General features: G+C 60.8%; 24 protein-coding genes and 4 tRNA genes. 1 reads left to right on the forward strand and 27 read right to left on the reverse strand.

The features are described from left to right. Window positions 1-136: 136 nt before the first annotated feature. From DW029_RS03905 to serS, 4 genes are all read right to left on the reverse strand, one after another. Window positions 137-213 (reverse strand) — tRNA-Arg (locus DW029_RS03905). A gap of 546 nt (window positions 214-759) precedes the next feature. Beyond that, window positions 760-836, reverse strand: a tRNA-Arg gene (locus DW029_RS03910). Window positions 837-913: 77 nt separating this feature from the next. Beyond that, on the reverse strand, window positions 914-1,291 hold the full coding sequence (locus DW029_RS03915) for a hypothetical protein (protein WP_117734697.1): 378 nt from the start codon (window positions 1,289-1,291) through the stop codon (window positions 914-916). Between the two features lie 173 nt (window positions 1,292-1,464). Beyond that, on the reverse strand, window positions 1,465-2,748 hold the full coding sequence (gene serS, locus DW029_RS03920) for a serine--tRNA ligase (protein ID WP_117734698.1): 1,284 nt from the start codon (window positions 2,746-2,748) through the stop codon (window positions 1,465-1,467). 111 nt (window positions 2,749-2,859) lie between these two features. Between serS and DW029_RS11440 the strand changes: the two genes are divergently transcribed. Continuing rightward, window positions 2,860-3,033, forward strand: a complete 174-nt coding sequence (locus DW029_RS11440) for a DUF6724 family protein (RefSeq protein WP_171025133.1) — start codon at window positions 2,860-2,862, stop codon at window positions 3,031-3,033. 156 nt (window positions 3,034-3,189) lie between these two features. Here the strand turns inward: DW029_RS11440 and proC are convergent, their stop codons facing one another. The 23 genes from proC to cpaB form a co-directional block, all read right to left on the reverse strand. Then, complete coding sequence (proC, locus tag DW029_RS03925; protein WP_118345342.1) at window positions 3,190-3,960, reverse strand: pyrroline-5-carboxylate reductase; 771 nt, start codon at window positions 3,958-3,960, stop codon at window positions 3,190-3,192. A 73-nt stretch (window positions 3,961-4,033) separates the two neighbouring features. Beyond that, complete coding sequence (rlmH, locus tag DW029_RS03930) at window positions 4,034-4,504, reverse strand: 23S rRNA (pseudouridine(1915)-N(3))-methyltransferase RlmH (RefSeq protein ID WP_022094530.1); 471 nt, start codon at window positions 4,502-4,504, stop codon at window positions 4,034-4,036. A 6-nt stretch (window positions 4,505-4,510) separates the two neighbouring features. Further along, window positions 4,511-5,449, reverse strand: coding sequence for an SPFH domain-containing protein (locus DW029_RS03935; RefSeq protein ID WP_117743156.1), 939 nt, complete (start codon window positions 5,447-5,449; stop codon window positions 4,511-4,513). 388 nt (window positions 5,450-5,837) lie between these two features. Further along, window positions 5,838-5,924 (reverse strand) — tRNA-Leu (locus DW029_RS03940). 43 nt (window positions 5,925-5,967) lie between these two features. Further along, window positions 5,968-6,885, reverse strand: coding sequence for a TatD family hydrolase (locus DW029_RS03945; RefSeq protein ID WP_118345343.1), 918 nt, complete (start codon window positions 6,883-6,885; stop codon window positions 5,968-5,970). After that, complete coding sequence (gene rsmA, locus DW029_RS03950; RefSeq protein ID WP_118345344.1) at window positions 6,875-7,735, reverse strand: 16S rRNA (adenine(1518)-N(6)/adenine(1519)-N(6))-dimethyltransferase RsmA; 861 nt, start codon at window positions 7,733-7,735, stop codon at window positions 6,875-6,877. The genes DW029_RS03945 and rsmA overlap by 11 nt, the downstream gene beginning before the upstream one ends. A 107-nt stretch (window positions 7,736-7,842) precedes the next feature. Next, the gene (gene metG / locus DW029_RS03955) at window positions 7,843-9,444 is read right to left on the reverse strand and encodes a methionine--tRNA ligase (RefSeq protein WP_118345345.1); all 1,602 of its coding nucleotides are present in this window, start codon (window positions 9,442-9,444) and stop codon (window positions 7,843-7,845) included. Window positions 9,445-9,513: 69 nt separating this feature from the next. Then, window positions 9,514-10,392: a 16S rRNA (cytidine(1402)-2'-O)-methyltransferase gene (rsmI, locus tag DW029_RS03960; protein ID WP_118345346.1), complete on the reverse strand. Its 879-nt coding sequence runs from the start codon at window positions 10,390-10,392 to the stop codon at window positions 9,514-9,516. Between the two features lie 6 nt (window positions 10,393-10,398). Then, window positions 10,399-11,460: a glycoside hydrolase family 5 protein gene (locus DW029_RS03965; RefSeq protein WP_117634285.1), complete on the reverse strand. Its 1,062-nt coding sequence runs from the start codon at window positions 11,458-11,460 to the stop codon at window positions 10,399-10,401. A gap of 391 nt (window positions 11,461-11,851) precedes the next feature. Continuing rightward, window positions 11,852-11,924 (reverse strand) — tRNA-Phe (locus tag DW029_RS03970). Window positions 11,925-12,047: 123 nt separating this feature from the next. Then, the gene (locus DW029_RS03975) at window positions 12,048-12,335 is read right to left on the reverse strand and encodes a hypothetical protein (RefSeq protein WP_147336903.1); all 288 of its coding nucleotides are present in this window, start codon (window positions 12,333-12,335) and stop codon (window positions 12,048-12,050) included. Between the two features lie 321 nt (window positions 12,336-12,656). Then, window positions 12,657-13,016, reverse strand: a complete 360-nt coding sequence (locus DW029_RS03985) for a DUF192 domain-containing protein (RefSeq protein ID WP_233502120.1) — start codon at window positions 13,014-13,016, stop codon at window positions 12,657-12,659. Then, the gene (locus DW029_RS03990) at window positions 13,013-13,489 is read right to left on the reverse strand and encodes a TadE/TadG family type IV pilus assembly protein (protein ID WP_055285913.1); all 477 of its coding nucleotides are present in this window, start codon (window positions 13,487-13,489) and stop codon (window positions 13,013-13,015) included. The genes DW029_RS03985 and DW029_RS03990 overlap by 4 nt, the downstream gene beginning before the upstream one ends. Next, the gene (locus DW029_RS03995) at window positions 13,489-15,549 is read right to left on the reverse strand and encodes a hypothetical protein (RefSeq protein ID WP_118345348.1); all 2,061 of its coding nucleotides are present in this window, start codon (window positions 15,547-15,549) and stop codon (window positions 13,489-13,491) included. Before DW029_RS03995 ends, DW029_RS03990 begins: the two co-directional genes overlap by 1 nt. A 64-nt stretch (window positions 15,550-15,613) precedes the next feature. Then, on the reverse strand, window positions 15,614-16,150 hold the full coding sequence (locus tag DW029_RS04000; RefSeq protein ID WP_117734710.1) for a TadE/TadG family type IV pilus assembly protein: 537 nt from the start codon (window positions 16,148-16,150) through the stop codon (window positions 15,614-15,616). After that, window positions 16,086-16,304, reverse strand: coding sequence for a hypothetical protein (locus DW029_RS04005; RefSeq protein ID WP_117734711.1), 219 nt, complete (start codon window positions 16,302-16,304; stop codon window positions 16,086-16,088). Before DW029_RS04005 ends, DW029_RS04000 begins: the two co-directional genes overlap by 65 nt. A 1-nt stretch (window position 16,305) precedes the next feature. Further along, window positions 16,306-16,869, reverse strand: a complete 564-nt coding sequence (locus tag DW029_RS04010; protein WP_118345349.1) for a hypothetical protein — start codon at window positions 16,867-16,869, stop codon at window positions 16,306-16,308. After that, a complete protein-coding gene (locus tag DW029_RS04015; protein ID WP_117734713.1) occupies window positions 16,833-17,066 on the reverse strand; it encodes a hypothetical protein in 234 nt (77 codons plus the stop codon). Before DW029_RS04015 ends, DW029_RS04010 begins: the two co-directional genes overlap by 37 nt. Before the next feature lie 10 nt (window positions 17,067-17,076). Beyond that, complete coding sequence (locus DW029_RS04020; protein ID WP_117734714.1) at window positions 17,077-17,718, reverse strand: type II secretion system F family protein; 642 nt, start codon at window positions 17,716-17,718, stop codon at window positions 17,077-17,079. Next, window positions 17,715-18,641 carry a type II secretion system F family protein gene (locus DW029_RS04025; protein ID WP_118273095.1) on the reverse strand — a complete coding sequence of 309 codons (927 nt, stop codon included), beginning with the start codon at window positions 18,639-18,641 and terminating at the stop codon, window positions 17,715-17,717. The genes DW029_RS04020 and DW029_RS04025 overlap by 4 nt, the downstream gene beginning before the upstream one ends. Then, a complete protein-coding gene (locus DW029_RS04030) occupies window positions 18,614-19,942 on the reverse strand; it encodes a CpaF family protein (protein WP_118345350.1) in 1,329 nt (442 codons plus the stop codon). Before DW029_RS04030 ends, DW029_RS04025 begins: the two co-directional genes overlap by 28 nt. Continuing rightward, the gene (locus DW029_RS04035; RefSeq protein WP_117763565.1) at window positions 19,939-21,588 is read right to left on the reverse strand and encodes a P-loop NTPase; all 1,650 of its coding nucleotides are present in this window, start codon (window positions 21,586-21,588) and stop codon (window positions 19,939-19,941) included. Before DW029_RS04035 ends, DW029_RS04030 begins: the two co-directional genes overlap by 4 nt. Then, on the reverse strand, window positions 21,588-22,247 hold the full coding sequence (cpaB, locus tag DW029_RS04040) for a Flp pilus assembly protein CpaB (protein WP_233543792.1): 660 nt from the start codon (window positions 22,245-22,247) through the stop codon (window positions 21,588-21,590). Before cpaB ends, DW029_RS04035 begins: the two co-directional genes overlap by 1 nt. Between the last annotated feature and the right edge of the window lie 67 nt (window positions 22,248-22,314).

A 22,314-nucleotide genomic window follows, 5' to 3' on the forward strand; every position in this document is an offset into this window, starting at 1 on the left:
CCCGCCCGCCGGCGTGCTCGCCCGCTCGCTAAAAACGCTCCGCGTTTTCTTAACGCCCGCGCCTCGACCGAGGTTCGAATCTCCGCAATGCCCCCGTAAAGGAAAAGCCCCCGTTGCCGGGAGCTTTAAAGTCAATTGGTGCGGCGTATAGGATTCGAACCTATGACGTTCTGATTCGTAGTCAGACCCTCTATCCAGCTGAGGTAACGCCGCAACGCACGGATTATTATGCACGTGACCCCTCGATGGGTCAAGCGACAATTTGGAAAAATTTTACGAAGTGATGATTAAGACGCTCGCGCCTCGACCGAGGTTCGAATCCATGCGGCGTCCGCCTAAAAGAAAAGCCCCCGTCACCGGAGGCTTTCAATTTCAATTGGTGCGGCGTATAGGATTCCGCGCATCCGCTGCGCGGATCCGCACCGGCTTCGCCCGCCTGCCGGCGGACTCGCCCGCTCGCTACGGACGCTCCGCGTCCGCTTCACGCTCGCGCCTCGACCGAGGTTCGAATCCATGCGGCGTCCGCCTAAAAGAAAAGCCCCCGTCACCGGAGGCTTTCAATTTCAATTGGTGCGGCGTATAGGATTCCGCGCATCCGCTGCGCGGATCCGCACCGGCTTCGCCCGCCTGCCGGCGGACTCGCCCGCTCGCTACGGACGCTCCGCGTCCGCTTCACGCTCGCGCCTCGACCGAGGTTCGAATCCATGCGGCGTCCGCCTAAAAGAAAAGCCCCCGTCACCGGAGGCTTTCAATTTCAATTGGTGCGGCGTATAGGATTCGAACCTATGACGTTCTGATTCGTAGTCAGACCCTCTATCCAGCTGAGGTAACGCCGCAGCGCAAGACATATAAAACCACTTTAGCTTATTGGAGTCAAGCACAATCTCAAACTTTTTTGTGGAACGCAGTTTTGTCACGCTGCTCCGCATATACCACCGTTCCCCGTACGATCGATTGGCTTTTCGATCACGTCAAACTTAGCATCAAGTTCCCTCAGGAGCGATCTCACCCGCTGGGCACAATCATAATCGGCAAACGAGATGCTCAGCATGCGCGCAGCCTGGTTAGATGTCCGGACCCCATAGAAATGCTCCAGGGCCACAAGTCCCTCATGCGTCACAAAGGTCTCGACCACATGCGGCGACTCCTCAAAGCACCATTGGGTCAACGGACCCTCGCTCGTCTGTCGAACCACCAGGCCACCCATGCCAGACGGCTCACACGTTACAAGCAGATACTCCCCGCCCTCGTCGCTCTCAAACAAAACCACCCGATCATCAAACAGCTCCATCGCGTCCCCTTTCTCTCGCTCTTATTTAGAAAAAGCATAGCAGGTAGATGGCTGTATACAGAACAGTTGTTCGTGTGTTTTCTATTGAGCTGTCCGCACGGCATGGTATGGACCTGCGCACGAAATAGGGCGCCCCCGAAGGAGCGCCCTTGCATATCCCCTATGCAGCCAAGTTACGCGACCGGCTCGATCTTCTCGAGACCGCCCATGTAAGGACGCAGAACCTCGGGGATCGTAATGGTGCCGTCGGCGTTCTGGTAGTTCTCCAGAATGGCGGCCATGGTGCGGCCGGCCGGCAGGCCGGAACCGTTGAGAGTGTGCAGGTAGCGCGAACCCTTGAAGTTCTCGGGGTCACGATACTTGATGTTGGCGCGGCGAGCCTGGAAGTCACCGCAGTTGGAGCAGGAGCTGATCTCCTTGTAGGCGTTGTAGCTCGGCAGCCAGACCTCGACGTCGTAGGTCTGACGGGCAGAGAAGCCCAAGTCGCCGGTGCACAGGCTAATCACGCGATACGGAAGGCCCAGCTGCTGCAGCAGGTACTCGGCCTCGGCGGTCATGCTCTCGAGCTCCTCGTCGGACTCCTCCGGCTTAGCGAACTTGACCATCTCGACCTTGTCGAACTCGTGCTGACGGATGATGCCGCGGGTGTCGCGACCGGCGGAACCGGCCTCCTCGCGGAAGCAGGGGGTGAAGGCGGTGTAGCGGCGCGGCAGGGTGTCGGCGTCGAGAACCTCGCCGGCGTGCAGGTTGGTGAGCACAACCTCGGCGGTAGGGATCAGGAAGTTGTCGCCCGAGACGTGATAAGCGTCGTCCTCGAACTTGGGCAGCTGCCCCGTACCGAACATGGTCTGACGCTTGACGACGATGGGCGGCCACCACTCCTTGAAGCCACGACTCGTGTGCGTGTCCAAGAAGAAGTTGATGAGGGCGCGCTCAAGACGGGCGCCGGCGCCACCGAGAACGGTAAAACGGCTGCCGGAGAGCTTGTTGCCGCGCTCGAAGTCGAGGATGTCCAGATCGGTGCCCAGATCCCAGTGCGGCTTAAAGTCGAAGTCGAACTCGCGCGGGGTGCCCCAACGACGGCGCTCGATGTTCTCGTCCTCATCCTTGCCGTACGGCGTGGCCTCGCAAGGAATATTGGGCAGGTGAGCCATGAAATCGTACTGCTCTTGCTCGAGAGCGCCTCGGCGCTCGGCCAGACCGTCAATCTTCTCGTTGACGGCGCGCACGGCCTCCTTGGCGGCCTCTGCCTCGTCCTTCTTGCCCTCCTTCATCAGGGCGCCGATCTTCTTGGACTCGGCGTTGCGCGTAGCCTGGAGCTCCTCGACCTCGGTGATGACGGCACGGCGCTCGTCGTCGAGCTCAAAGAACTTCTCGCGATCCCAAGATGTCTGGCGGTTAGCCATGGCGACATCGATGGCATCGGGGTTCTCGCGAACAAACTTGATATCAAGCATTAGATCCTCCGGCGATATACATTCCATTTAGGTTGCAACCTTGTACATGTATGGGCAAGTATATACTTATGAGCGTTTACGACCCAACTCAACTACGCAAGAAGGCACCCAATGGACGCAGTTTTTTCCTTTTTGTTTGGCACCCGCACCGGTTTTGCCATCCTTTTCGCCGGCGGCATCCTGCTGTTTGCGATTCTTGCCTTTGTAATGGAGAAGCGCACCCATAAGATGTATGTCGACCGCGGCCCCAAATCCGAGGACGAAGAAGACGGCTTCTGGGACTAACCGACCAAAAAGGGACAGGTTTATTTTGGTCGGTTTTATCTGGACAAACGCAAGCGCCCCGCAACTGGAATTGAGCCAGTTGCGGGGCGCTTTTTCCACACAAGACAAAACCGCAGGAAAAACCTGCCAAAATAAACCTGTCCCTAAATGGCAGGTTTACTGGAGGGTTGCGTCGATTGCCTTGACCAGTGCGCTGCGCATGCCAGCATCCTCGAGCGCGACGACGCCCTTGATGGTGGCGCCGCCGGGTGAGCATACGGCATCCTTCATCGCCGCAGGATGCTGGCCGCCTGCAAGCTGCAGCTTCGCCGTGCCCAGCACCATCTGGCTCACAATGCGATAGGCATCGGCGCGCGGGATACCGTGCTTGACGGCCGCGTCGCCCAAGGCCTCAATCGCCATGGCGACAAATGCCGGTGCGCAACCGCCCACGGTACCGCCCACAAACAGCAGGCTCGTGTCGAGCTCAACGACGGCGCCAAGCTTACCGAGCAGGTCGAGCACAACAGCACGTTGCTCGTCGTTGAGCGTAGAGGACTTCTCGCAGGCGATAACGCCCTCGCCCACTGAAACCGGCGTGTTGGGCACCGTCGAGATGTGCGCGACACCCGGCAGGACCTGTTCCCACTTGGCGCTGTCCCAAGTCCAGGCGACCGAAAGGACAACCTTGTCGGCAAGAATGTCCTTGAGCGGAGCGAAGACCTTCTCGATCATGTACGGCTTGACCGCAGCAACCACGATATCAGATGCGGCGACAACCTCCGCCGCATCATGGCAGGCGACCATCCCACGCGCCTCGCAGCGCTCAACCAAGGCGTCGTAGCGGCCCGCGCAGGCGCACATGTCGCTCGCAGTCACACCGGCGGCAATCCAGCCATCGGCCATGGCGCTCGCCATATTGCCAAAACCGACAAATCCGATCTTCATATCACATAGTCCTCTCAGACACATTCCTCAAAACGAAAGGTATTGTCCCACGTCATTGTTTCGTATTGCCGACCTATTTGTGATATGGCTCGCCACGGCTGATCTTGCAGGCACGGTAAATCTGCTCTAGCAGCACTACACGCGCCAGGTTATGCGGCAAGGTAATGCGTCCAAAGCTGAGCATCTCGTCGGCTCGTGCGCGCACGTCATCGCTCACGCCGTCCGAACCGCCGATTACAAAGGCAATGTCGCTGCTGCCTCGCAGCATAAGATCGTCGAGCCTCGCCGAGAGCTCCTCACTCGAACGCTCCTTGCCCTCGATAGCCAGCAGGATCACATGCGCTCGAGACGGCAAGGCAGCAAGAATCGCCGCCCCCTCCTTGTCACGCGCGGCATCCACGCCGCCCGCCTTGGCCGGGTCGATATCGGCCACCTCGCGGATATCCACCTTGGCATAGGCGCCCAGGCGCTTGGTGTACTCGGCACACGCGTCCTTCCAAAAGCGCTCTTTGAGCTTGCCAACACAAACGACGGTGTATTTCACGCGTGCCTACTCCTTCGAACCGTTTTGAACTTTGCCGGCGGTCAGCATCTGCTCGAACATAGAGGCCGACTGCGAGAAGTCGCTCGGCAGCACGACCGTCGAGGTTTTACCCGTGCGAGCAAACTCCGTCATCATCTCGGACCACTGCGTAAACATGAACAGTTGGTTGGCCTCATCGTTGCCAACACCTGTCTCCTGGATAATCTCGAGCGAGTCCTTAATGCCCAGAGCGATCGCCTTGCGCTGGTTGGCGATGCCCTCGCCCGCCTTTTCCATGGCCTCGGCTTCGGCGGTCGCCTCGGTGACGCGCTTGATGCGGTCGGCCTCGGCGAGCTCCTGTGCCGCAGCGCGCTTGCGCTGGGCGGCGTTGATGTCGTTCATAGAGTTCTCGACCTCAGTCGGCAGTGCGATCTTGGTAATGAGCGTCGACACGAGGGTGAAGCCGTAGGCAGCCATCTGCTCGGAAACGGTAGCGTTAACATCCTTGGCGATGTCATCCTTCTTGGCAAAGACCTCATCGAGTGTGTAGACGGGAATCGAAGAGCGCAGGGCGTCGGTGATGAAGTCACGCATCTGGTCGACGGGCTCCTGCAGCATATAGTAGCTCTTGTAGATGCCCGAATCCGCCGGGCCAGCACCCATGTCATAGCTCACGTGATATTGAGCCGAGACCTCGAGGCCGATAGTCACATTGTCCTGAGTCTTAACGTCGATACCAAAACCGTTTTTCATCGTGCGCAGGCTCACCGTGGCAGCTTTACGGTCGACTACGGGCACCTTCATGTGGAAGCCCGCGTTGACGATGCGGTTGAACTTGCCTAAGCGTTCGATGATCACAGCATGCTGCTGTTCAACGACATAGCAGGCGCTGGGCAGCAGCAGCAACAGGATGATGATGGGAATCAAAAGGCTGGTAAGGGCGGCGATGATACCGGAAAACAGCATGGTCTCTCCTCTGATAGGCACACGTTGGGACTAGGATACCCGCACGAAGCAGCTGTGTGACACCAACAAGAGGACCCGTGGTCAAAAAAGACCAAATATGAGTACTGTTACCAGTTTAGTAACAGCGTATTTGGGTCAAAATCGCCTCTTTGAACCCGAAGTCTATCGAAATTACTTCATTTCGTCTCATGATTGAGTCAAATTAGCGTACATCTGTTGCGTAAAATGAGCAAAAATGGCTTCGTGAAATGTCTCTATTTTCGTGCCAGTACTCATATTTGCCACTTTTTGACCGCAGGGGCATCTACCGCGCGAAATCGATAGGTCAAATCTGCCAAAAACGGCCCGTAACAAAAAAGCTCCCATTGCTGGGAGCTCTTTCATTCAATGGTGCGGGCGAAAGGACTTGAACCTTCATGGGGTTGCCCCCATACGGACCTGAACCGTACGCGTCTGCCAATTCCGCCACGCCCGCGTGCAGGAATTAGAATAACGGAGCGCCACCGTGAACGCAAGAACTATTTTTGAAAAAGTTTGCAAGCATTTTCCCAAGCGGCTTGCGCGATTGTTTCGGCGTCCTCACCAGTGCGATCGACACGGTCGTTGACCAGCGTGTTTGCCGTGATTGAAATCATTGCCGGCTCGCACTCAAGACCTCGAATGGGCTCCGGCGCCATATACGGGCAATCCGTCTCGAACAAAATGCGATCGAGCGGGGTCGCCGCAAATGCCTCGCGCACGTCATCGTTGCGCTTAAAGGTGGCCGCGCCGCCATAGGCGATATAGCAGCCCAAACCCACAAAGCGCTCCATCGTGGCGCGGTCCTCGCCAAAGCAGTGCAGCACACAACCGGCCTGGGGCACGCCCACCTCACGAAGCACGTTGTAGGCGTCCACGTGCGAGGTACGCTCCTGGTCCGTGTCCTCGTGACGCAGATGCAGCTCCACCGGCACGTTACGGCACACGGCAAGCTCGAGCTGGCGCGCCATGCAGTCAATCTGCACGTTATGGGGCGCCGGCGCGATATCGTCGTCATAGTCCATGTGGTAGTCCAGGCCGATTTCGCCAATACCTGCGCATAAGGGGTCATCGAGTGCGGCAACGACCTGTGCGTGAACGTCGTCGGTATAGTCCGGCGCGCCATACGGATGCACGCCGGCAAGATATTTAATCTGCGGAATATTCTGCATTGGCAGAATCTCACGCGTTAGCCAGTCGCTATAGTCCGCCACACTGCGCTTATCGGCAATGGGGTCGAAGATCGTCACCAACAGGTCGACGCCCGCGGCTTTAGCGCGCACGAGCGTCTCGGGCACTTCCTTGCCCCAAAACGAAAGCAGGTGCGCATGAGTATCAGCGAGCGGCGCCAAGGGCTCCGGACAGGCGACCGTTTTCTTTTTCTTGGTAAACGTCACACGTTCGGCATTAGGCATCATGGATGAGCTCCTGGGCCAGACGGACAAAGTCGGCAACATCGAGTGTCTCGGCTCGCGTGGTCGGCGCGATACCGCAAACCTCAAAGGCGGCATCGAGCACGTCCTTGGCAAAGCCGTTGGCGCTCATGGAATTGCGGATAGTCTTGCGACGCTGAGCAAATGCGGCGTCGATCACGCGGGCCACAAACTCGCAATCGAGCCCCTCGGGCACCACGCCGTCAACGCGGTCGATGCGCACGACGGCTGAGTCCACATGCGGCGCCGGCATAAAGCAGCGCGGCGGCACCTCAAAGCGACCCGTCACCTGCGTATACAGGCCGAGCTTTGCCGTATAGCCGCCATAGGTCTTATTGCCCGGCGTCGCGGCAATGCGATCGGCAACCTCCTTTTGCACCATGACGACGGCACGCTTGAGCGCCGGCATCGTCTGGAAAAATTGCAAAATGATCGTCGCCGCCACGTTATAGGGCAAGTTCGCGACAAATACCGTGGGCTCGCCGCCAGCAGCCTGCTCAATCTGCTCCGGGCCCACCTTGAGCGCATCGCCCATAATAAAGCGGAAGTTGGCATAGTCGGCAGCATGGGCATCGAGCACCGGCTCGAGCTCGGGATCGGCCTCGATCGACGTGACGCACGCAGCCTCCTGCAGCAGCGCAAGCGTGAGCGTGCCAACACCCGGACCCACCTCGAGTACGCGCTCGTCACCTGCAAGCTCGGCAAGCTCGCAGATACGCTCAATCACATGGTTGTCGATTAGAAAGTTCTGGCCCAGGCGATGCTTGGTCGCAAGGCCAAACTCCTCCAGCAGCTCCCTTGTTGCCGTGGGGTTTGCCAAAGGCGAAGTTGTCATAGTTGCCTCCTTAGCATGGTGGCGACGTCTTGAAACAAAAGGGCATGGACCGTTGCGGCCATGCCCTTACACCTAAACTGCGAATTGCCGATATGGCGCGCGGCGTCTTAACCCAGACGCGGGAACAGCGGCTCGCCCTTCTCGACGGGAGCGCCGCCGGCAAGCAGACCCCAAGCGCAAATACCCTTGAGATCGTCGCTTGCGGCCTCGTCCTCGCAGGACAGACGGCGCAGAGCCTCGGCAGAAGTCTGAGGCATGAGCGGCATCAGCAGGTGGGCGGCGATGCGGATGGCTTCGAGCAGGCTGTAGATCACAAACGCGAGCTCGTCAGCCTTGGCCTCGTCCTTGGCAAGCGCCCAAGGCTCGGAGTCCTCGATGTAATGGTTGGCGGCATGGACGAGCTCCATGACCTCGTCCTTGGCTCCACCGTAATCGAGCACGTCCATCTTGGCCATATAGCGCTCGACCAGGCCATCGGCAATCTTTGCCAGCGGACTGTCGAACGCATCGAACGATGCGGGCTTGGCGGGCGCGCAGCCGTCAAAGTACTTGCCGCTCATGTTGAGCGAACGCGAGATAAGGTTGCCCCAGCTGTTGGCCAGGTCGGCGTTGTAGACCTGCTCCATGCGATCGAAGCTGATGGCGCCGTCGGTGCCGGGCACCACGTCGGTCATGAAGTAATAGCGATAGCCCTCGACACCCAGCATGTCGATGACGTCCTGCGGAGCGATGGCGTTGCCGCGGCTCTTGGACATCTTCTCGGCCTTGCCGGTCTCGGCGTTGCGCACGGTCAGGAAGCCGTGGGCAAAGACATGCTCGGGCAGGGCCTCGCCGATGGCCATGAGCATGGCGGGCCAAATGACGCAGTGGAAGCGGATGATGTCCTTGCCCACGATGTGGAACTGCGCGGGCCAGCGATAGGCCAGCTCGGCACGGGCCTCGTCGGTGTCGACACCGTAGCCGACAGCCGTCATATAGTTGAGCAGGGCGTCGAACCACACGTAGGTCACGTGGCCCTCATCAAACGGAACCTGAATGCCCCAGTCAAAGCTCGTGCGGCTCACGGAAAGATCGTTGAGGCCTCCCTCGACAAAGCTGCGCACCTCGTTCATGCGGAACGCAGGCTCAACAAAGTCGGGGTGCTCGTCATAGAGCTTGAGCAGCTTGTCCTGGAAGGCGGAAAGTTTAAAGAAGTAAGACTCCTCCTGCACGCGCTCAAGCGGACGGTGGCAATCGGGGCACAGGTGCTGACCGACGCTGCCGTACTCCTCGTCACCCTTCTGGACCTGCGTATCGGTGAAGTAGGTCTCGTCGGGCACGCAATACCAACCATCGTAGCTGCCCTTATACAGGTAGCCGGACTCCTTCATGCGCTCCCACAGGTACTGTACGGCATGATGCTGGCGCGGCTCGGTGGTGCGGATGAAGTCGTCGTTGGAGATCTCGAGCTTGTTCCACAACTCCTTGAAGTGCGGAGCCTGGCTGTCGGTCCACTCCTGCGGCGTCATGTTGTGCTTGGCTGCGGCCTCGGCGACCTTCTCGCCATGCTCGTCCATGCCGGTCAGGAACTTGACGTTGTAACCGGCAGAGCGGCGATAACGAGCCTGGACGTCGGCGATGATGGTGGAATAAGCCGTGCCCAGGTGCGGATCGGCGTTGACGTAGTAGATGGGCGTCGTGATAAAGAACGAAGGCTTGCTTTGATCCATGGGGTTAGTCCTCCAGAAAAACGTTGCATACAGGGGATGATTCTAGCGCAAGGGCTGGATATCCTCCATCTATTGCATATCGAGCACCATGGCATAGACATCGCGCTTGCGGCGCGAATACTTCTGAGACAGGCGCTTGGCCACCGCAGAGGCGGGCTCCCCCTCCTCAAGCGCGGCGCGGATATCCTCGCGCAGGGCCTCGTCGGGATCTGCCGCCGCAGCGCCAGCCGGCACGATGCCGGCCTCCTCGTCCTCACTCGGCGGCGCGATGACCAGCGCAATCTCGCCCTTTACCTCGCCACGAGCATGCAGCTCCTCGGCAAGCTGGGCGGCGGGCCCACGCAAGACCTCCTCGTGTAGCTTGGTGAGTTCGCGGCAGACGGCAACCTCACGCTGGGGAAAGACCTCGGCCACAGCCTCGAGCGTCGCCACGATGCGATGTGGAGACTCGTAGAAGATGAGCGCGCCGGGCACCACGGCAAGGCGCTGCAGACGGCGCACGCGGTCACCGTGCTTGCGGCCCAAAAAGCCCTCAAAGAAAAATTGCTCGCAGGGAATGCCGGACGAAACGAGCGCCGTGACGCAAGCAGAGGGCCCGGGGATAACTTCGACGGGTACATCGGCCTCACGCGCTGCCTCGACCAGCGCCTGGCCGGGATCGGACACGCTCGGCATGCCGGCGTCCGAGGCAAAGGCGAGGGTTTCCCCCGCCAGCAGACGGTCGACCAGGCCGGCGGCGCGGCTGGCGATCACATTCTCGTCGCAACGGACAAGCGGCTTGGAGATACCCAGGTGCATTAGCAGCTTTGACGTCACACGCGTGTCTTCGCAGCAGATGGCATCGGCGGCGGCAAACGCCTCGCCAACGCGCGGGGACAGGTCTCCCAAGTTGCCGATGGGTGTGCCGACCACATAGAGTTTGCCCGTATGGGTGCTGTTTTGCGTCATATCAACCTATTCAATCATGCCGCGCTCGAGCGTACCGAGCGCCGCGCGGGCATCCCATGCCGCAATACGCTTCTCGGTCTTCCACGTTTGGAAGAACCAACCGGCAGCCGGCGCAAACGATGCCAGCTGATTGGCGATGAACACGCGCTCGTAGGCATTGCGGCCCTCGGGCGTAACCGACGAGTTGGCAAAGATCGCCGCACCCGACCATTCGCCCACCAGCACGGGGAACCCCGTCGAAATCGCTTCTTTAAGCTCGCGCTTGTTACGCGAAATCGCCGTCGTCAGCCCGCGGGGGCTCGTGATGTCGAGTGCATACTCGTCACGGTAATGGTACAGGTGAAGGTCCATGTAGACGTTCTTGTACTTGGTGCCGCGCATAAAATGCTTCCACTCGCTGGGATACCCCGAAGACGAGAAGACGACGATTTTATCCTCGGGCATATACGAACGGACGAGCTCGTAAGCATCGCGATAGAAGTTGCGCAGGTAGTGAGCAGGAATGCCATCCGTCATGGTAAAGAGGCTCTTGCGGACGCTCATCTGCGGCGTGTCAAGCAGCTCAATGCCCAGCAGGCTCTCGGCCTCACCGTAGCGATCGGCCAAACGCTCGAGCACGTCGAGTGCGACATGGCGGCCGTTAGTGGACGAATGCCACTCGGCAACAGCCTCCGGCGTGGTGGGCGAATCGTTGGAATCGCCCTGACCACCGGGCACAGTTGCCAGGTCAAGCAGCACGCGAATGTTGTACTTGGCAGCCCACTCAATCGCGCGGTCGATGTAGTCGACAACCGAGATGTAGGAGGCATCGGACTCCTGTGAGCCAAAGGCATACCAAGGCACCGGCAGGCGCACGGCGTTGAGGCCGATCTGCGCCATACGGCGAAAATCATCCTCGCTCACAAACGTCTCGTAATGACGACGCATGCGCTCGTTATAGGCGGCGGTGCCCATGGCCTCCTGTAGCTCAGCCGCGTTGGATGCACCGGTCGCCGCGTACAGCGACGGGGTCACCCAAGGCTCGGGAATAAACCAGCCAGAGAGATTAACGCCGAGTATCCTCTCCATCACCGCCCCCTTCGGATCGTGCAGGTCGAGCCCGCATCGTATTGCATAGGAAAAGTATTGTTTTGAGTATACCCGCGCGTGCGGACAGGCGACCGAATGGTCTGAAAAGTGACGCAAAAGCGGGAGGAATGTCTGGGATGCGCTTTCCGCAGGGGACTACATAAAAGAAAAGGACCCCTTTGCAGAGGTCCTAGTCAATTCAAGGTGGCGGGGAAGGGAATCGCGTCCGCGCGCTGCGCGGACGGACCGCTGCGGCGCTTGCGCGCCTTGCGAGCTGCGCTGGCAAACGCTTACGCGTTTACTCAGCTCCGCGCCCTCACGGGGTTCGATTCCATGTGGGGTCTGCATAAAAGAAAAGGACCCCTTTGCAGAGGTCCTGGTCAATTCAAGGTGGCGGGGAAGGGAATCGAACCCCTGACACGAGGATTTTCAGTCCTCTGCTCTACCAACTGAGCTACCCAGCCATTTGAGGTGTGCCTTGTTTCAAGGCTTGATTAGTATAACCAAGGACGCGTTCCGGTCAACCGAGAATTTTAAAAAAGTTTTTGAGCACAGCCTTGGTTCTATAAATCGGCACGTCAGAGGCATCAGCCGGAAGCAAGAAGTTTTTCACTCAGAGCCACACGGGCAAACTCACTTGGCGTCATCCCCTCGACAGCCGCCCGTCGACGAATGGCCTCCTTCATTCCCAGAGGAATCTTGACCGACAGCGTTGCCGTCCCCTCACCTGAGAGTGGGGGCCGTCCATGCACAATCCCACCAACGGTGTGTTCGCCATCCGGAAACTCTCCGCGCTCGTACGACTTGCACCACGCGTCAATCATTTCATCCGTTACAACCTGACCATTAGCGGCCGTATACGTCTTGCCCATCATCGACCCCTTTGCCGAGTCTGTTCAATCTTCTGCCAAAATTTCTTCTGGACTGGAGACAAGGCATGAATGATAGGCCACCCACGGACAAGCTCGACCGCGACAAGCTCCACGCTTCGTCCGTCTGGGAGCCATCCAATCGCAAGCCATCTCGGCGGCTCGTCCTTCGACTCGCGACGAATGCACTCAGTAACCGCAAGCCAGGCGCTAAGCACCTGCTTTTCCGTCAGGTGCTTTTTAGCGTTGGGATGGATCTCAACATCCATGCATCTTCTCCTCCATCTTACCCAATTTCGTATGACGAAAGTCCGCTGTCGCCAATTCTTACGCCGGCACTTGTTGGAGGGCAGGGAGCGAGGCGAGGATTGAGGGACGTTCCAGTACGGCCCAGGCGCACGGGTGAGAGCACATGCGCCACGGACGGACGTTTTCATAGCGTGCGAGGATGTTGCCGTTGCGGTCGATAAAGGCGATATCGATGGGATAGGCCATAAAACACGTGTGGACCGAGGAACAGTGCGGAAACGCCATGACGAGCGGCAGGCCGTTGGCGGCAACCGGACGCCGTCCCAGCATGCCGAGCAGGCGCACGACGAACGACTCCGCCACCGCAAACTCGGCCGGCGTCCAACCCAGCCTGTTGAGTGCCCGCGCGTAAGCGATGTAGGACGAGACCGCGGTCACATAACCACCCCCGGACGCCATGGATCGACCGTCACCGCGCGCTCGTGCGACAACGTTGTCGGCGCCCCCAGCGGAACGCCAGCGATGCTGAGAGAAGTCGGCCACGGCTCATAGTGCATGGTACAGGTGTAGGTCCTAAACGTACCGGATAGGGAGAGCAGGCCACCATCCGATGCCTCCGCGCCTTGCTCGCTCGACACTTCGATCTGCAAGTCATAGCCTTCCATGGCATTCAGAATTTGTGTCTGAACCGTCGCCGAGGCATCGGCAGAGCTTTCGTCGCCCTCCCCCTCCGACGCCACGGCGTGCGCCAACACGATGTCGGGCACCACGCGGTCGAAGCGCGCGACAGCGCTGGCAAAGATCATGACGTTGTACACGATGAGTGCCAGCACCAGCAAAACGGGCGTAACCACTGCCATCTCCACCGTCGCTTGGGCGCGCTCCTCGCGCAGACGCATGCGGATACTCATTACGACCCACCGCCCAGAGCGCCAACCAGCGTGGCGACATCGACGGTGAGTGGGATGGAGCCGCCGCCGGGCAGAGGAATCTCCGCAAGCGTGAACACCGTACCGCCAATGGTGCGTTCGACTTGATATTCCAACGCCTCGCAAAGCGCCTTGGGATCGGTCACGCCCAACGGAATACCTCGCAGCTTGTCTTGCGCTTGAGAGAAACCAGCAATGTCAGACCCCGGACTCTTAATGACGTTGGCGGAATCGGTCAGCACCGGCTTTCGCAGGCGCAAGTCGCACGGTTCCAAACCCAGCGCCGCCACGGACGCCGAAACGGTATCGCCGAGCCACGATGCGATGGAGCCCAACGCGCCGCCGCCCCCTCCTAGGTCTTTAATCATCTCGTCCATAAGTTCGTCGGCCGAACCTTGGATATCACCGTATCCTACGAGCAGCCGTCCCCAAACATCCATGACGCCGTCGAGCACGCCGGCAACGCCGCCCGAGCGTTCCTTCAATGTCGAGAAAAATCGCGAAAGCACGTTGTTTTGCGCCGTCGCCTCATCGGGCGCCAGCACCGCGGCAGAGATGGCACCGCGACTGCCAAGCTCAACAGCCGTGTTAAACGAGGAGTTAAGTTGATCGGGGCTGGTCATATCGCCCGAAACCGCAAGGGCGACCACGCCGTTGCGACCGGGCGGCGCGATACGCGGACGCTCAGCCGAAAGCGCTTGAATGGCCTGATCGAATGCGCTTCCCGCGCGATCTGCCTCGCCTTCGGTCTGTCGCTCGAGCTCAAGCTCTTTGTTGCGACATTCGGCGTAGTCTTCCATGGCGTCTTTGAACTTGTCAAAGTGATACTCGAAGCCGTTTTCGATCGATGTAGAAGGAGCGGCGACGGCACCCAGTGTCTTGACTCCAAAATGGCAGCGGTCGCATGCTTCTCTCCCGTCAAAGTCAGCAACCGATGACAGTCCTCCCGGCGCTCCCTTTTTATAGTTTGGGCAGCCAGTTCCATAATGGATGTACGTCTTGCCGTCATTGCTGCTCGTCGGCCACGCGGCATCGGTATAAAGATCGCTCGCCCTGACCTCGTCCGCATTGCGCGGCAGCAGCGGCAGGTCCGCGACGACGCTCGTGCCGTCGTCCACGATGGAGGCACGCCCGAGCTCTTCACCGGCATACCGATAGAACGCCTTTCGAGCGGCAGACTCCGCCTGCATCTCGACACCGCTTCCAAGCGGCTTTTCGTTAGCCAGGCGCTGACGGTAATATGTTCTCGCTCGGTCAAGCGCCACCTGGGGCTCCCACGTGACGCTCGATGCGTAATGTGGGTTGAGCTCGCCCGGCAGCGACGCCAGCTTCTTCGCGCGCTCCCACATGCACGAACGGCTACCAATCGTGCCCTTGTCCGACCCGCCGCAGTCCGCAAGCCAGGCGCGCTCTTTTGCTTTCGCCGTATCCTCAGAAGCCTCCTTCAACTTTTTGGCTGCGAGCTCTAAATCATCTGACGTGTCTTTAATAGCATCGGGCGAGATCTCGGACCCCTCGAGCGCAACGAAATCGGACTCGGACGTCCTGGGCACGGCAAGCGCCGTACCGGTATAGCTCACGCTATCGGTATCCTGCGCCGACACCGCCTGTGTAGCTCGCGCGGCAACCAGATACGGCAGAGCCGTCTCGATTTTCTGTAAGCCTTCCGATGCGCTTTTGGCAAACTTGTTGCGCGTTTTAATGATCCCAATCCCGGTGTCGACCATATTGCCGGCAACCGGCTCGGCACCCGGGATGAGGATGGCGACCAGGCCCGTCCCGATCGTGGCAAACCCCGCCAGCCCCAGACTCAAGATGCTCGCATCAACCACCGTGGCAGCCGTGTGATAGGACGACACTACGTTGGCACCCGCCAGCGCGCCGCTATCGGCCGCCACCTGGGTATCCCCGGCACGCGACATGCTCCATATCGCCGCGGTTGACGAAAACAACAACGTAAGCACCACTAGGATGACCACGGCAGAGGAAAGCGTGGTGTAGGCACCGTCTTCGATAAACAGGTCGATACCGGCTCGACCCATAAAGCCTCCTCGTTTGCGATGGCAGCTCGGACGGCGCGTCAAAACGCGCCTAGACCAGAAACGCTTAATCCCATGCAGCAATCCACGAATCATAATCTCCCTCCAGCCATTCGGGACGCGATTGATACGAGACATTGACCTTGAGCTCAACGTAGTCGCCCTCGGCGGTACCACCCATAGCCTGCGCAAACGCACCGATCACAGGCAACGGCTTGACCTCGCCGGAAACGGACACGGACGAGACGCCACCCGCACCGGCCCGGCCAAGCTCGATATCCCACGACAACGGCCCGCCGGCATGAAAGATCGAAACGTTGGGCACTGCGGCAAGCCGGCGGCGGGTGAACTCCTTAAGATCATCGTCCTCCGCCGTCGTCGTGGTCATGAGCCGCGCGGTCTCGGCGGCGGCAGACTCCATGACCGCGCGCGTATAGAGCAGGCACACCGGTTGCAGTGCGAGAAGGATGAGCGTCAGAAACGTCGGCAGCAAAAAAGCGGCCTCGACCGTAGACTGCGCCCGGTCCTCGCGCGCGATATCAATACAACGCGATGTCCTTAGCGCCCGCAGCGGCGTCGATAACCGACGTCGAGGCAACGCCATGGGATGCCGCCCGCTCGACCAGCGCCGCCAAGCGCCCATCGGTGCCAGCACGCCAAAGTCCCGCGATCGCCAGCACGATGGAAAGCAGCGCCACCGTGACGATGGCGTATTCGACCGTCGCCTGGGCAGATTCCTCGCGCAGGACGTCATGCATTTCACGACCCCTCCTTTGAGTTCGATGCCTGCGGGCTCAGGCGGATCACTCGCAGGCGGCACGAGGCATCGCCGACATCCGCAGCAACCGTCACCATATCGACCCAGCCGTGTCCATCGCGCACGATGGCGCCCCATACGTTGCCCTTAATATCGAGATAGCCGCTCAGGGCGAGCTGGGCCGTTGGCACCTCGCGGTAGGCGCGTAACATATCCGCCGCTGCCTCGGTCATCGGTCGGTCCTCGGACCATGCAAGCCGGACCGCAATCGCGTTGCCCTCAGGCGAATCCGTCGCAGTGGCAGACCGCTTGTCGAGCGTCCGCAGAAAGGTTTGCGCCGTGACAGCGACATCCGAATCGTCCGCATCTCGCGTCTCATCTTTTTGAGACGCCACCGCCGAATCTGAGCCCGAGTCGAAGGCGGCCCCAGAACGCTGCTGCCGCGCGGAGTTAAGCCCCCAAAGCACCGCCGCTATCGCCACGATCAGGCAAGCAAACACCAGCAGCACCCCGATGGGGCGCTCGCCCTCTACAGGCTGTTGATGCCCTCGCTGATCGCATCCCATAGCTCTTTAACCTTGCCTTTAAATGCAACGATGGCAATAATCGCGATCACCACAAGCACGCCCACCAAAATGGCGTACTCGGTGGTACCCTGCGCGCTCTCCTCCTGCAACAGTTCCTTGGCATGCTGGCGAGCGCGGATCGCCCGGCAAAAAGCCCAGTTCCAAGCCTTGTCAGCAACTTCGACCATCGTGTTCATGTATTCCTCCCTACATCATCCCGCCTGCTCCCAGCAGCGGGCCCAATATGGACAGAAGCAACGCCGGCAAGATGAGCGTGCCGGTGGGAATCAGCAGCTTGACGGGCGCACGCTCGATCTCGCGCTCAACCGCGGCGCGATGAGCTGCACGGATCTCGCGACTTTGAGCGGCCAGCGTCTCGGCAAGTGGGGCACCCAGGGCGAGCGCCTGCCCCACCGTGATGGCAAAGGTCTCGAGCGCTCGCACGTCCAGGTCGCGCGCGGCGGCCAACAACTCGTCCTCACGCGTGCCCACGCCCACCTGCCACGCCATGCGGGCCCGCTCAAGGCGAAGAGCCAGCACTGACCGGCGGTTGGCGCAGAAAATCTCAAGCGCCGCATCAAACGAAAGACCGGCCGAAAGACCCAAGCGAACAACATCGATCATCTCGGACACTTCGCCGAGCGACACTCGCGCCGGGCCGCCCGCCCCAACCGCGCCCTTCACTCGCGCGGTCAGGGCATCGGCCACCGAGCGACCCGCAGCAGCGACCAGCACTGCCTCGCGCTTGCAGGTACCTGCGATCTTGCGTGCATCCGCCCGATCCAAACCCGTCGCGACAAATACACTCAGGGCGCACAGGCAAGCCGCAACTGCAACCAGGGCGCTCATAGCTCCACCCTCATAATGCGCCGGATAACCACCAGGGCAACGGCGTTGAGGGCAAGACCCAGCACCACAGCGCCCGCACCGGCAGGCGTCACAAGACCGCGACGAAAATCTGCCGAAAGCAGCGCCAACACCGCGCACATGCCCGCCGGCATCGCCGCGACCATATGCGCCGACATGCGGGCCTGCGACGTCTTGACATCCAGGCGGCGCTTGAGCTCAATGCGCTCCCCCACCATGCTCGACGCCTCGGCCAGCAGGTCGGCAAGCGGGGCACCGGTTCGCTGCGACACCTTGAGCGCCAACGCGACAAGCGAAAGCCCGGGGGCGTCGATGCGGACAAGCAGGTCGTCGAGCGCATCGGTCGCCGAGATGCCGCAATCGATCGCCGCCGCCACCCGCAAAAACTCGGTATGCACCGGCTCTTGCGCATGAGCGCCCACAAAGCGCATGCCCTGGGCCAGCGAATGTCCCGAGGCAAGCGACATGGAAAGTGCGGTAAACGCCTCGGGCATGGCCTCCTCCACATCGTGTTGCTCGCGCCGACTCTCAAAGCCATCCCGGGCGACGCCAACGGCAAACGGAGCAACAAGTCCCAAGGCAAATCCGAGGGGCGATAACGACACCATCGTTAGCAAAACGCAGCAGACACCGCTCGATAGCAGCAGAAATGCCAGGCGAGTCGCGTTATCCTCAATAGCAAGCCCAAAGCGATCTGTGGGGACCAACGATGCCCACGAACGGGCGATCTTTTTCAGCAGATCGTTTTCCACCAGCTCACGCGGCAGCTTCTCTGCCACCGTTTCGAGCGCCTGACGTGCCAGCTCCGACGGCGGTACCCGCGGCACACGAGGCTCTGTCCCACACACCGTCGCGACAGAAAGCCCTGCCAAGCCCCCTACGACGAGGGGCATAGCGATCTCCATTCGTCCACCTCCTCTTGTGTAAGCGTCCCCGACCGCAGGCCTTCTGCGATAAACGGCGGCTCGCGGTCGAGCGTCCAGGTGCGCTCGGCGGCATCGAAAGTCACGTAGCGTTCGAGCTCAACACCGCCCGACACGCCGCGGTGAACCCCCGAATATGAGGCCACAAAGCGCCTGCCATCGGCGTGGCGCTCGGACATCACGATGCCATCGAGCGCCATGGCAATCTGCTCCTCGATGAGCTCGCTCGGCAGATCGATGCCATAACGTGCAAGCAACGTCAGACGCACCACGGTCTCCTGTTCTGAACCCGCATGAAGTGTGGTGAGCGACCCGTCGTGGCCCGTGTTCATGGCCTGCAACATGTCGCAGCACTCGGCACCGCGCACCTCGCCCACCACGATGCGGTCGGGGCGCATGCGCAGGGCATTAGTTACCAGGTCGCGGATCGTCACCGCGCCCTCACCCTCAATTGAAGCCTCGCGCGCCTCTAGGCGCACCACGTGCGGATGATGTGCAAACTTGAGCTCGGCAGAGTCCTCGATCGTCACGATGCGCTCGCCGGTGGAAATCTCGCATGACAACGCGTTGAGCAGGGTGGTCTTACCAGATCCCGTGCCTCCCGCAACCGCCAGGTCCTGTCGCAGCGACACCGCGCACGACAGCAGCTGCGCATACCAAAGCGGCAGCGATCCCAACCCCACGAGCTCGTCCAGCGAGCAGATACGGTCCGAGAACTTTCGGATGGTGAGAATCGGTCCGTCAATCGCCACAGGCGGAATCACCGCGTTGACGCGATAACCCGTTTTGAGGCGGGCGTTGACAATGGGGCTGCGCTCGTCGATACGGCGGCCAAGTGGCGAGATGATGCGGTCGATTAGCACACGGATCTGTTCGTCGTCCTCAAACGCGTGCTCGATGGGATACAAAACGCCGCCGCGTTCAAAGAAAGCCGAGCGGCAGCCGTTGATCATGATCTCGGTAACGGTGTCGTCCTCGATGAGCGGCTGCAACGGCCCCAAGCCCACCACATCATCCAAAATCTCGTCGATGATGGTCTCGCGCTCGGGCGTCGCGAGATCGGTCGGCTCCTCAACATTGAGCGCCGCCTCCACCGCGGGACGCAATTCCGAGCGGGCAAGCGCCGGGTCGATATAGGCGCTGATACGCGCCACTTCGTCGTAACCCATGCGGTCCATTACGGCGCGCTTGGTGCGTCGTTTCACCGCGCGGCGACGCCCTGCATCTACAGGCGCTGCCGTCGCTGCAGCGCCGGCAGCCTTAATCCTCGTTTGCAGGCTCATCGCTGATCACCCTCGCGCGACCAGGGAAGGCGAATACGCGGGCGTTCGGTGCGTGTTGCACGGTCGGCGACCATATCGCTCCAAGGGCCGACGGCGCACCCCAGTTCCACGAGCATCTCGCGCGTGGCCTCGCGCACACTGGTCGCAAAAGCGCTGGTCTGCCCCACTGCCTCGTCAGCGCGCCCAAACGCCATGAGCGCGGCGAGATCCTGTCCGCCATCGGCGATACGAATCTTGGAGCTCAACGCACAGGCAATCTCAAAGCGCATGGCGACGTCCTCGTCTGCCCCGCGCGCACCGAACCGGTTGAACACAGCGCTCATGCGCGTGCGCGGCACACCTACTCGACTTGCCAGTTCAATGACGCGCGACGCCGATGTCGCGGACGACACCGCCGCATCGCCAACGACCAGACAACGGTCGCTCGCCGCCACCGCAGCCGCCACGGCGTCGCCCCAAAAGACCGAGGTATCGATAAAGACCACGTCGGATTCGCGACGCAGAACATCAAGCAATAGCTCCACCGGACGTGCCATGAGCTCGGCTTGCTCGGGCGCCGCGACGGGACCCCAGAGCGTAACGCCCGGCGCCACGCGCATCGATGCGGCTACGATATCCGGCTCGGCGAGCGCGCCCGCCGCCGACGGCTCGATAAGTGCCGCTATATCGCGCGGAGCATCGACGCCTAACAAGTCGTAAAGGTTTCCAAACATCAGGTCCAGGTCGAGCACGGCGGCACGCAAGCCCAACAGCGACGATGTGTGTGCCATGGTGGCAACAATCGTCGACTTGCCGCAACCGCCCGAACCCGAAATGGCGCAGATGACCGGAGCTCGATGCGGCGGAGCGGCGGCGTCTGCCGGCGGCATCTGAAGCGGCGGGGCGGGCGTCGGTGACAGCGTCCCCGTCTCCCCCGCCGCAACCACACGCTGCGTCCAAGCCGGCATGGCAGCTTGTTCGGTCTGCGAGGCAGGCTCGTTCTGTGCAATCTGCTCATGCTGCATCGGCGACAACTCGCCGCACCCGGCAAAGCCCTCAACTTCGTCCAGTTCATCCGCCAGATTCACGCCGTGCACGTATCCCATATCTACAGCCGGGGAGTCGCCAGCATGCTGTGCCGGCCCTCCAGCGTCATCGTATACAAGGGGGTTCCGGGGGCGCCGACCATGCTCGGCTTCCGCTTTTCCATAATCATCAACACGCGGGCCTCTTGTAGCGCGAGGCGCCCCGGGTTCCCTATCAACAAAAGCATCGGGCTCAATCGTCATGCGCCGATCGGAATCAACCGCTCCCTCGCCCGCGCGCCCGTTGCCACATATACTGTGCGCAGCGATGACCTCGGTCGCCCCCGCGCGAAACAGCCCCTCGATATCCGACGGATCGAGCGCTTCTATCAACACGACCACGCGACTCACGCGGCCTTCGGCCGTCAGGCGCGCAACAGTCTTGCGCACATCTTCGGTATCAAACAGAGACGCCGCGATGATGGCAGCCCCGCGGCGCGACGGAAACGCCCGCGCCATGGAAACCAGCCCGTCCAGGTCACCCACGCGAAGCACCTGTGCACCCGCATCACGGCCCTCGACTTCCCGCTGCAACAGCCCGTAATCGCCGCACGCGCAGCACGCAAGCCAGATCGCCTTCATCACTCGTCGCCTCCGCTCTTTTTGCCGCGAGCCGTGGCGGGAATCGTCAAGCTGACCGTTCCCTTGCCCGAGGCGCCCAGCAGTTCCTTGACGTCTTCGGGGTCAGCCGCCAGCGTCACCCATTCGATCTTGCCCTCGCGCGTGGCACCGGAATCCTCACTGGTATCGATCACGTACGCGCCGCACAGCCGATCGGTTACGCCGTCTTTTTGCACATACACATCCACGTAGCTGCCCACGCCCGTGGCGCCGCCGACCGAGTGCTCGGCATCAACCGCCACCGAAACGGCGACCTTGCCCTTAGGCACCTCGAGCTTGTGGCTCTCGGCCTTGGTGTAGACATTGCAGATCACGGCGTTTTTGGGAATACGCGAAGTCGTCACGTCGCCGCGCACCTGGCGCAGCTCGGTCGCTGCGTCACGCGGCAGCAGGCTCGTCAGCCATTCCTGGGTTATGACATTGGTCTCATCGAGGGTCTCGCCCACATCGATATCGCGCGCCGCAACGCATACCTCGACGCGATTGCCCCCGTACTTGGCCAAGGTCTCAGCCTGGACCTGTTCGGCTTGCGAGCGGATCGACGAGCCGTAAACCATGCAGAGCAGAGCAGCGAGCACGCCTGCGACCAGACTGATGGCGATGCGCTTGCTCTTGTTCACGGCCGCTCCTCTCATGGCAGTGCCGGGCGAATGCCCGTACCACCATTGTCTGGGCGGTCAGAGTGCA

This window comes from Collinsella sp. AF38-3AC, from assembly GCF_003474365.1.
In the GTDB taxonomy this organism is placed as follows: Bacteria; Actinomycetota; Coriobacteriia; order Coriobacteriales; family Coriobacteriaceae; genus Collinsella.

Coding starts and splice junctions, on each gene's coding strand:
- DW029_RS03915 (WP_117734697.1), bottom strand. CDS start 1,291: ATGGAGCTGTTTGATGATCGGGTGGTTTTGTTTGAGAGCGACGAGGGC.
- serS (WP_117734698.1), bottom strand. CDS start 2,748: ATGCTTGATATCAAGTTTGTTCGCGAGAACCCCGATGCCATCGATGTC.
- DW029_RS11440 (WP_171025133.1), top strand. CDS start 2,860: ATGGACGCAGTTTTTTCCTTTTTGTTTGGCACCCGCACCGGTTTTGCC.
- proC (WP_118345342.1), bottom strand. CDS start 3,960: ATGAAGATCGGATTTGTCGGTTTTGGCAATATGGCGAGCGCCATGGCC.
- DW029_RS03935 (WP_117743156.1), bottom strand. CDS start 5,449: ATGCTGTTTTCCGGTATCATCGCCGCCCTTACCAGCCTTTTGATTCCC.
- DW029_RS03945 (WP_118345343.1), bottom strand. CDS start 6,885: ATGATGCCTAATGCCGAACGTGTGACGTTTACCAAGAAAAAGAAAACG.
- rsmA (WP_118345344.1), bottom strand. CDS start 7,735: ATGACAACTTCGCCTTTGGCAAACCCCACGGCAACAAGGGAGCTGCTG.
- metG (WP_118345345.1), bottom strand. CDS start 9,444: ATGGATCAAAGCAAGCCTTCGTTCTTTATCACGACGCCCATCTACTAC.
- rsmI (WP_118345346.1), bottom strand. CDS start 10,392: ATGACGCAAAACAGCACCCATACGGGCAAACTCTATGTGGTCGGCACA.
- DW029_RS03965 (WP_117634285.1), bottom strand. CDS start 11,460: ATGGAGAGGATACTCGGCGTTAATCTCTCTGGCTGGTTTATTCCCGAG.
- DW029_RS03975 (WP_147336903.1), bottom strand. CDS start 12,335: ATGATGGGCAAGACGTATACGGCCGCTAATGGTCAGGTTGTAACGGAT.
- DW029_RS03990 (WP_055285913.1), bottom strand. CDS start 13,489: ATGAGTATCCGCATGCGTCTGCGCGAGGAGCGCGCCCAAGCGACGGTG.
- DW029_RS03995 (WP_118345348.1), bottom strand. CDS start 15,549: ATGGGTCGAGCCGGTATCGACCTGTTTATCGAAGACGGTGCCTACACC.
- DW029_RS04000 (WP_117734710.1), bottom strand. CDS start 16,150: ATGGCGTTGCCTCGACGTCGGTTATCGACGCCGCTGCGGGCGCTAAGG.
- DW029_RS04005 (WP_117734711.1), bottom strand. CDS start 16,304: ATGCATGACGTCCTGCGCGAGGAATCTGCCCAGGCGACGGTCGAATAC.
- DW029_RS04010 (WP_118345349.1), bottom strand. CDS start 16,869: ATGGGATGCGATCAGCGAGGGCATCAACAGCCTGTAGAGGGCGAGCGC.
- DW029_RS04015 (WP_117734713.1), bottom strand. CDS start 17,066: ATGAACACGATGGTCGAAGTTGCTGACAAGGCTTGGAACTGGGCTTTT.
- DW029_RS04020 (WP_117734714.1), bottom strand. CDS start 17,718: ATGAGCGCCCTGGTTGCAGTTGCGGCTTGCCTGTGCGCCCTGAGTGTA.
- DW029_RS04025 (WP_118273095.1), bottom strand. CDS start 18,641: ATGGAGATCGCTATGCCCCTCGTCGTAGGGGGCTTGGCAGGGCTTTCT.
- DW029_RS04030 (WP_118345350.1), bottom strand. CDS start 19,942: ATGAGCCTGCAAACGAGGATTAAGGCTGCCGGCGCTGCAGCGACGGCA.
- DW029_RS04035 (WP_117763565.1), bottom strand. CDS start 21,588: ATGAAGGCGATCTGGCTTGCGTGCTGCGCGTGCGGCGATTACGGGCTG.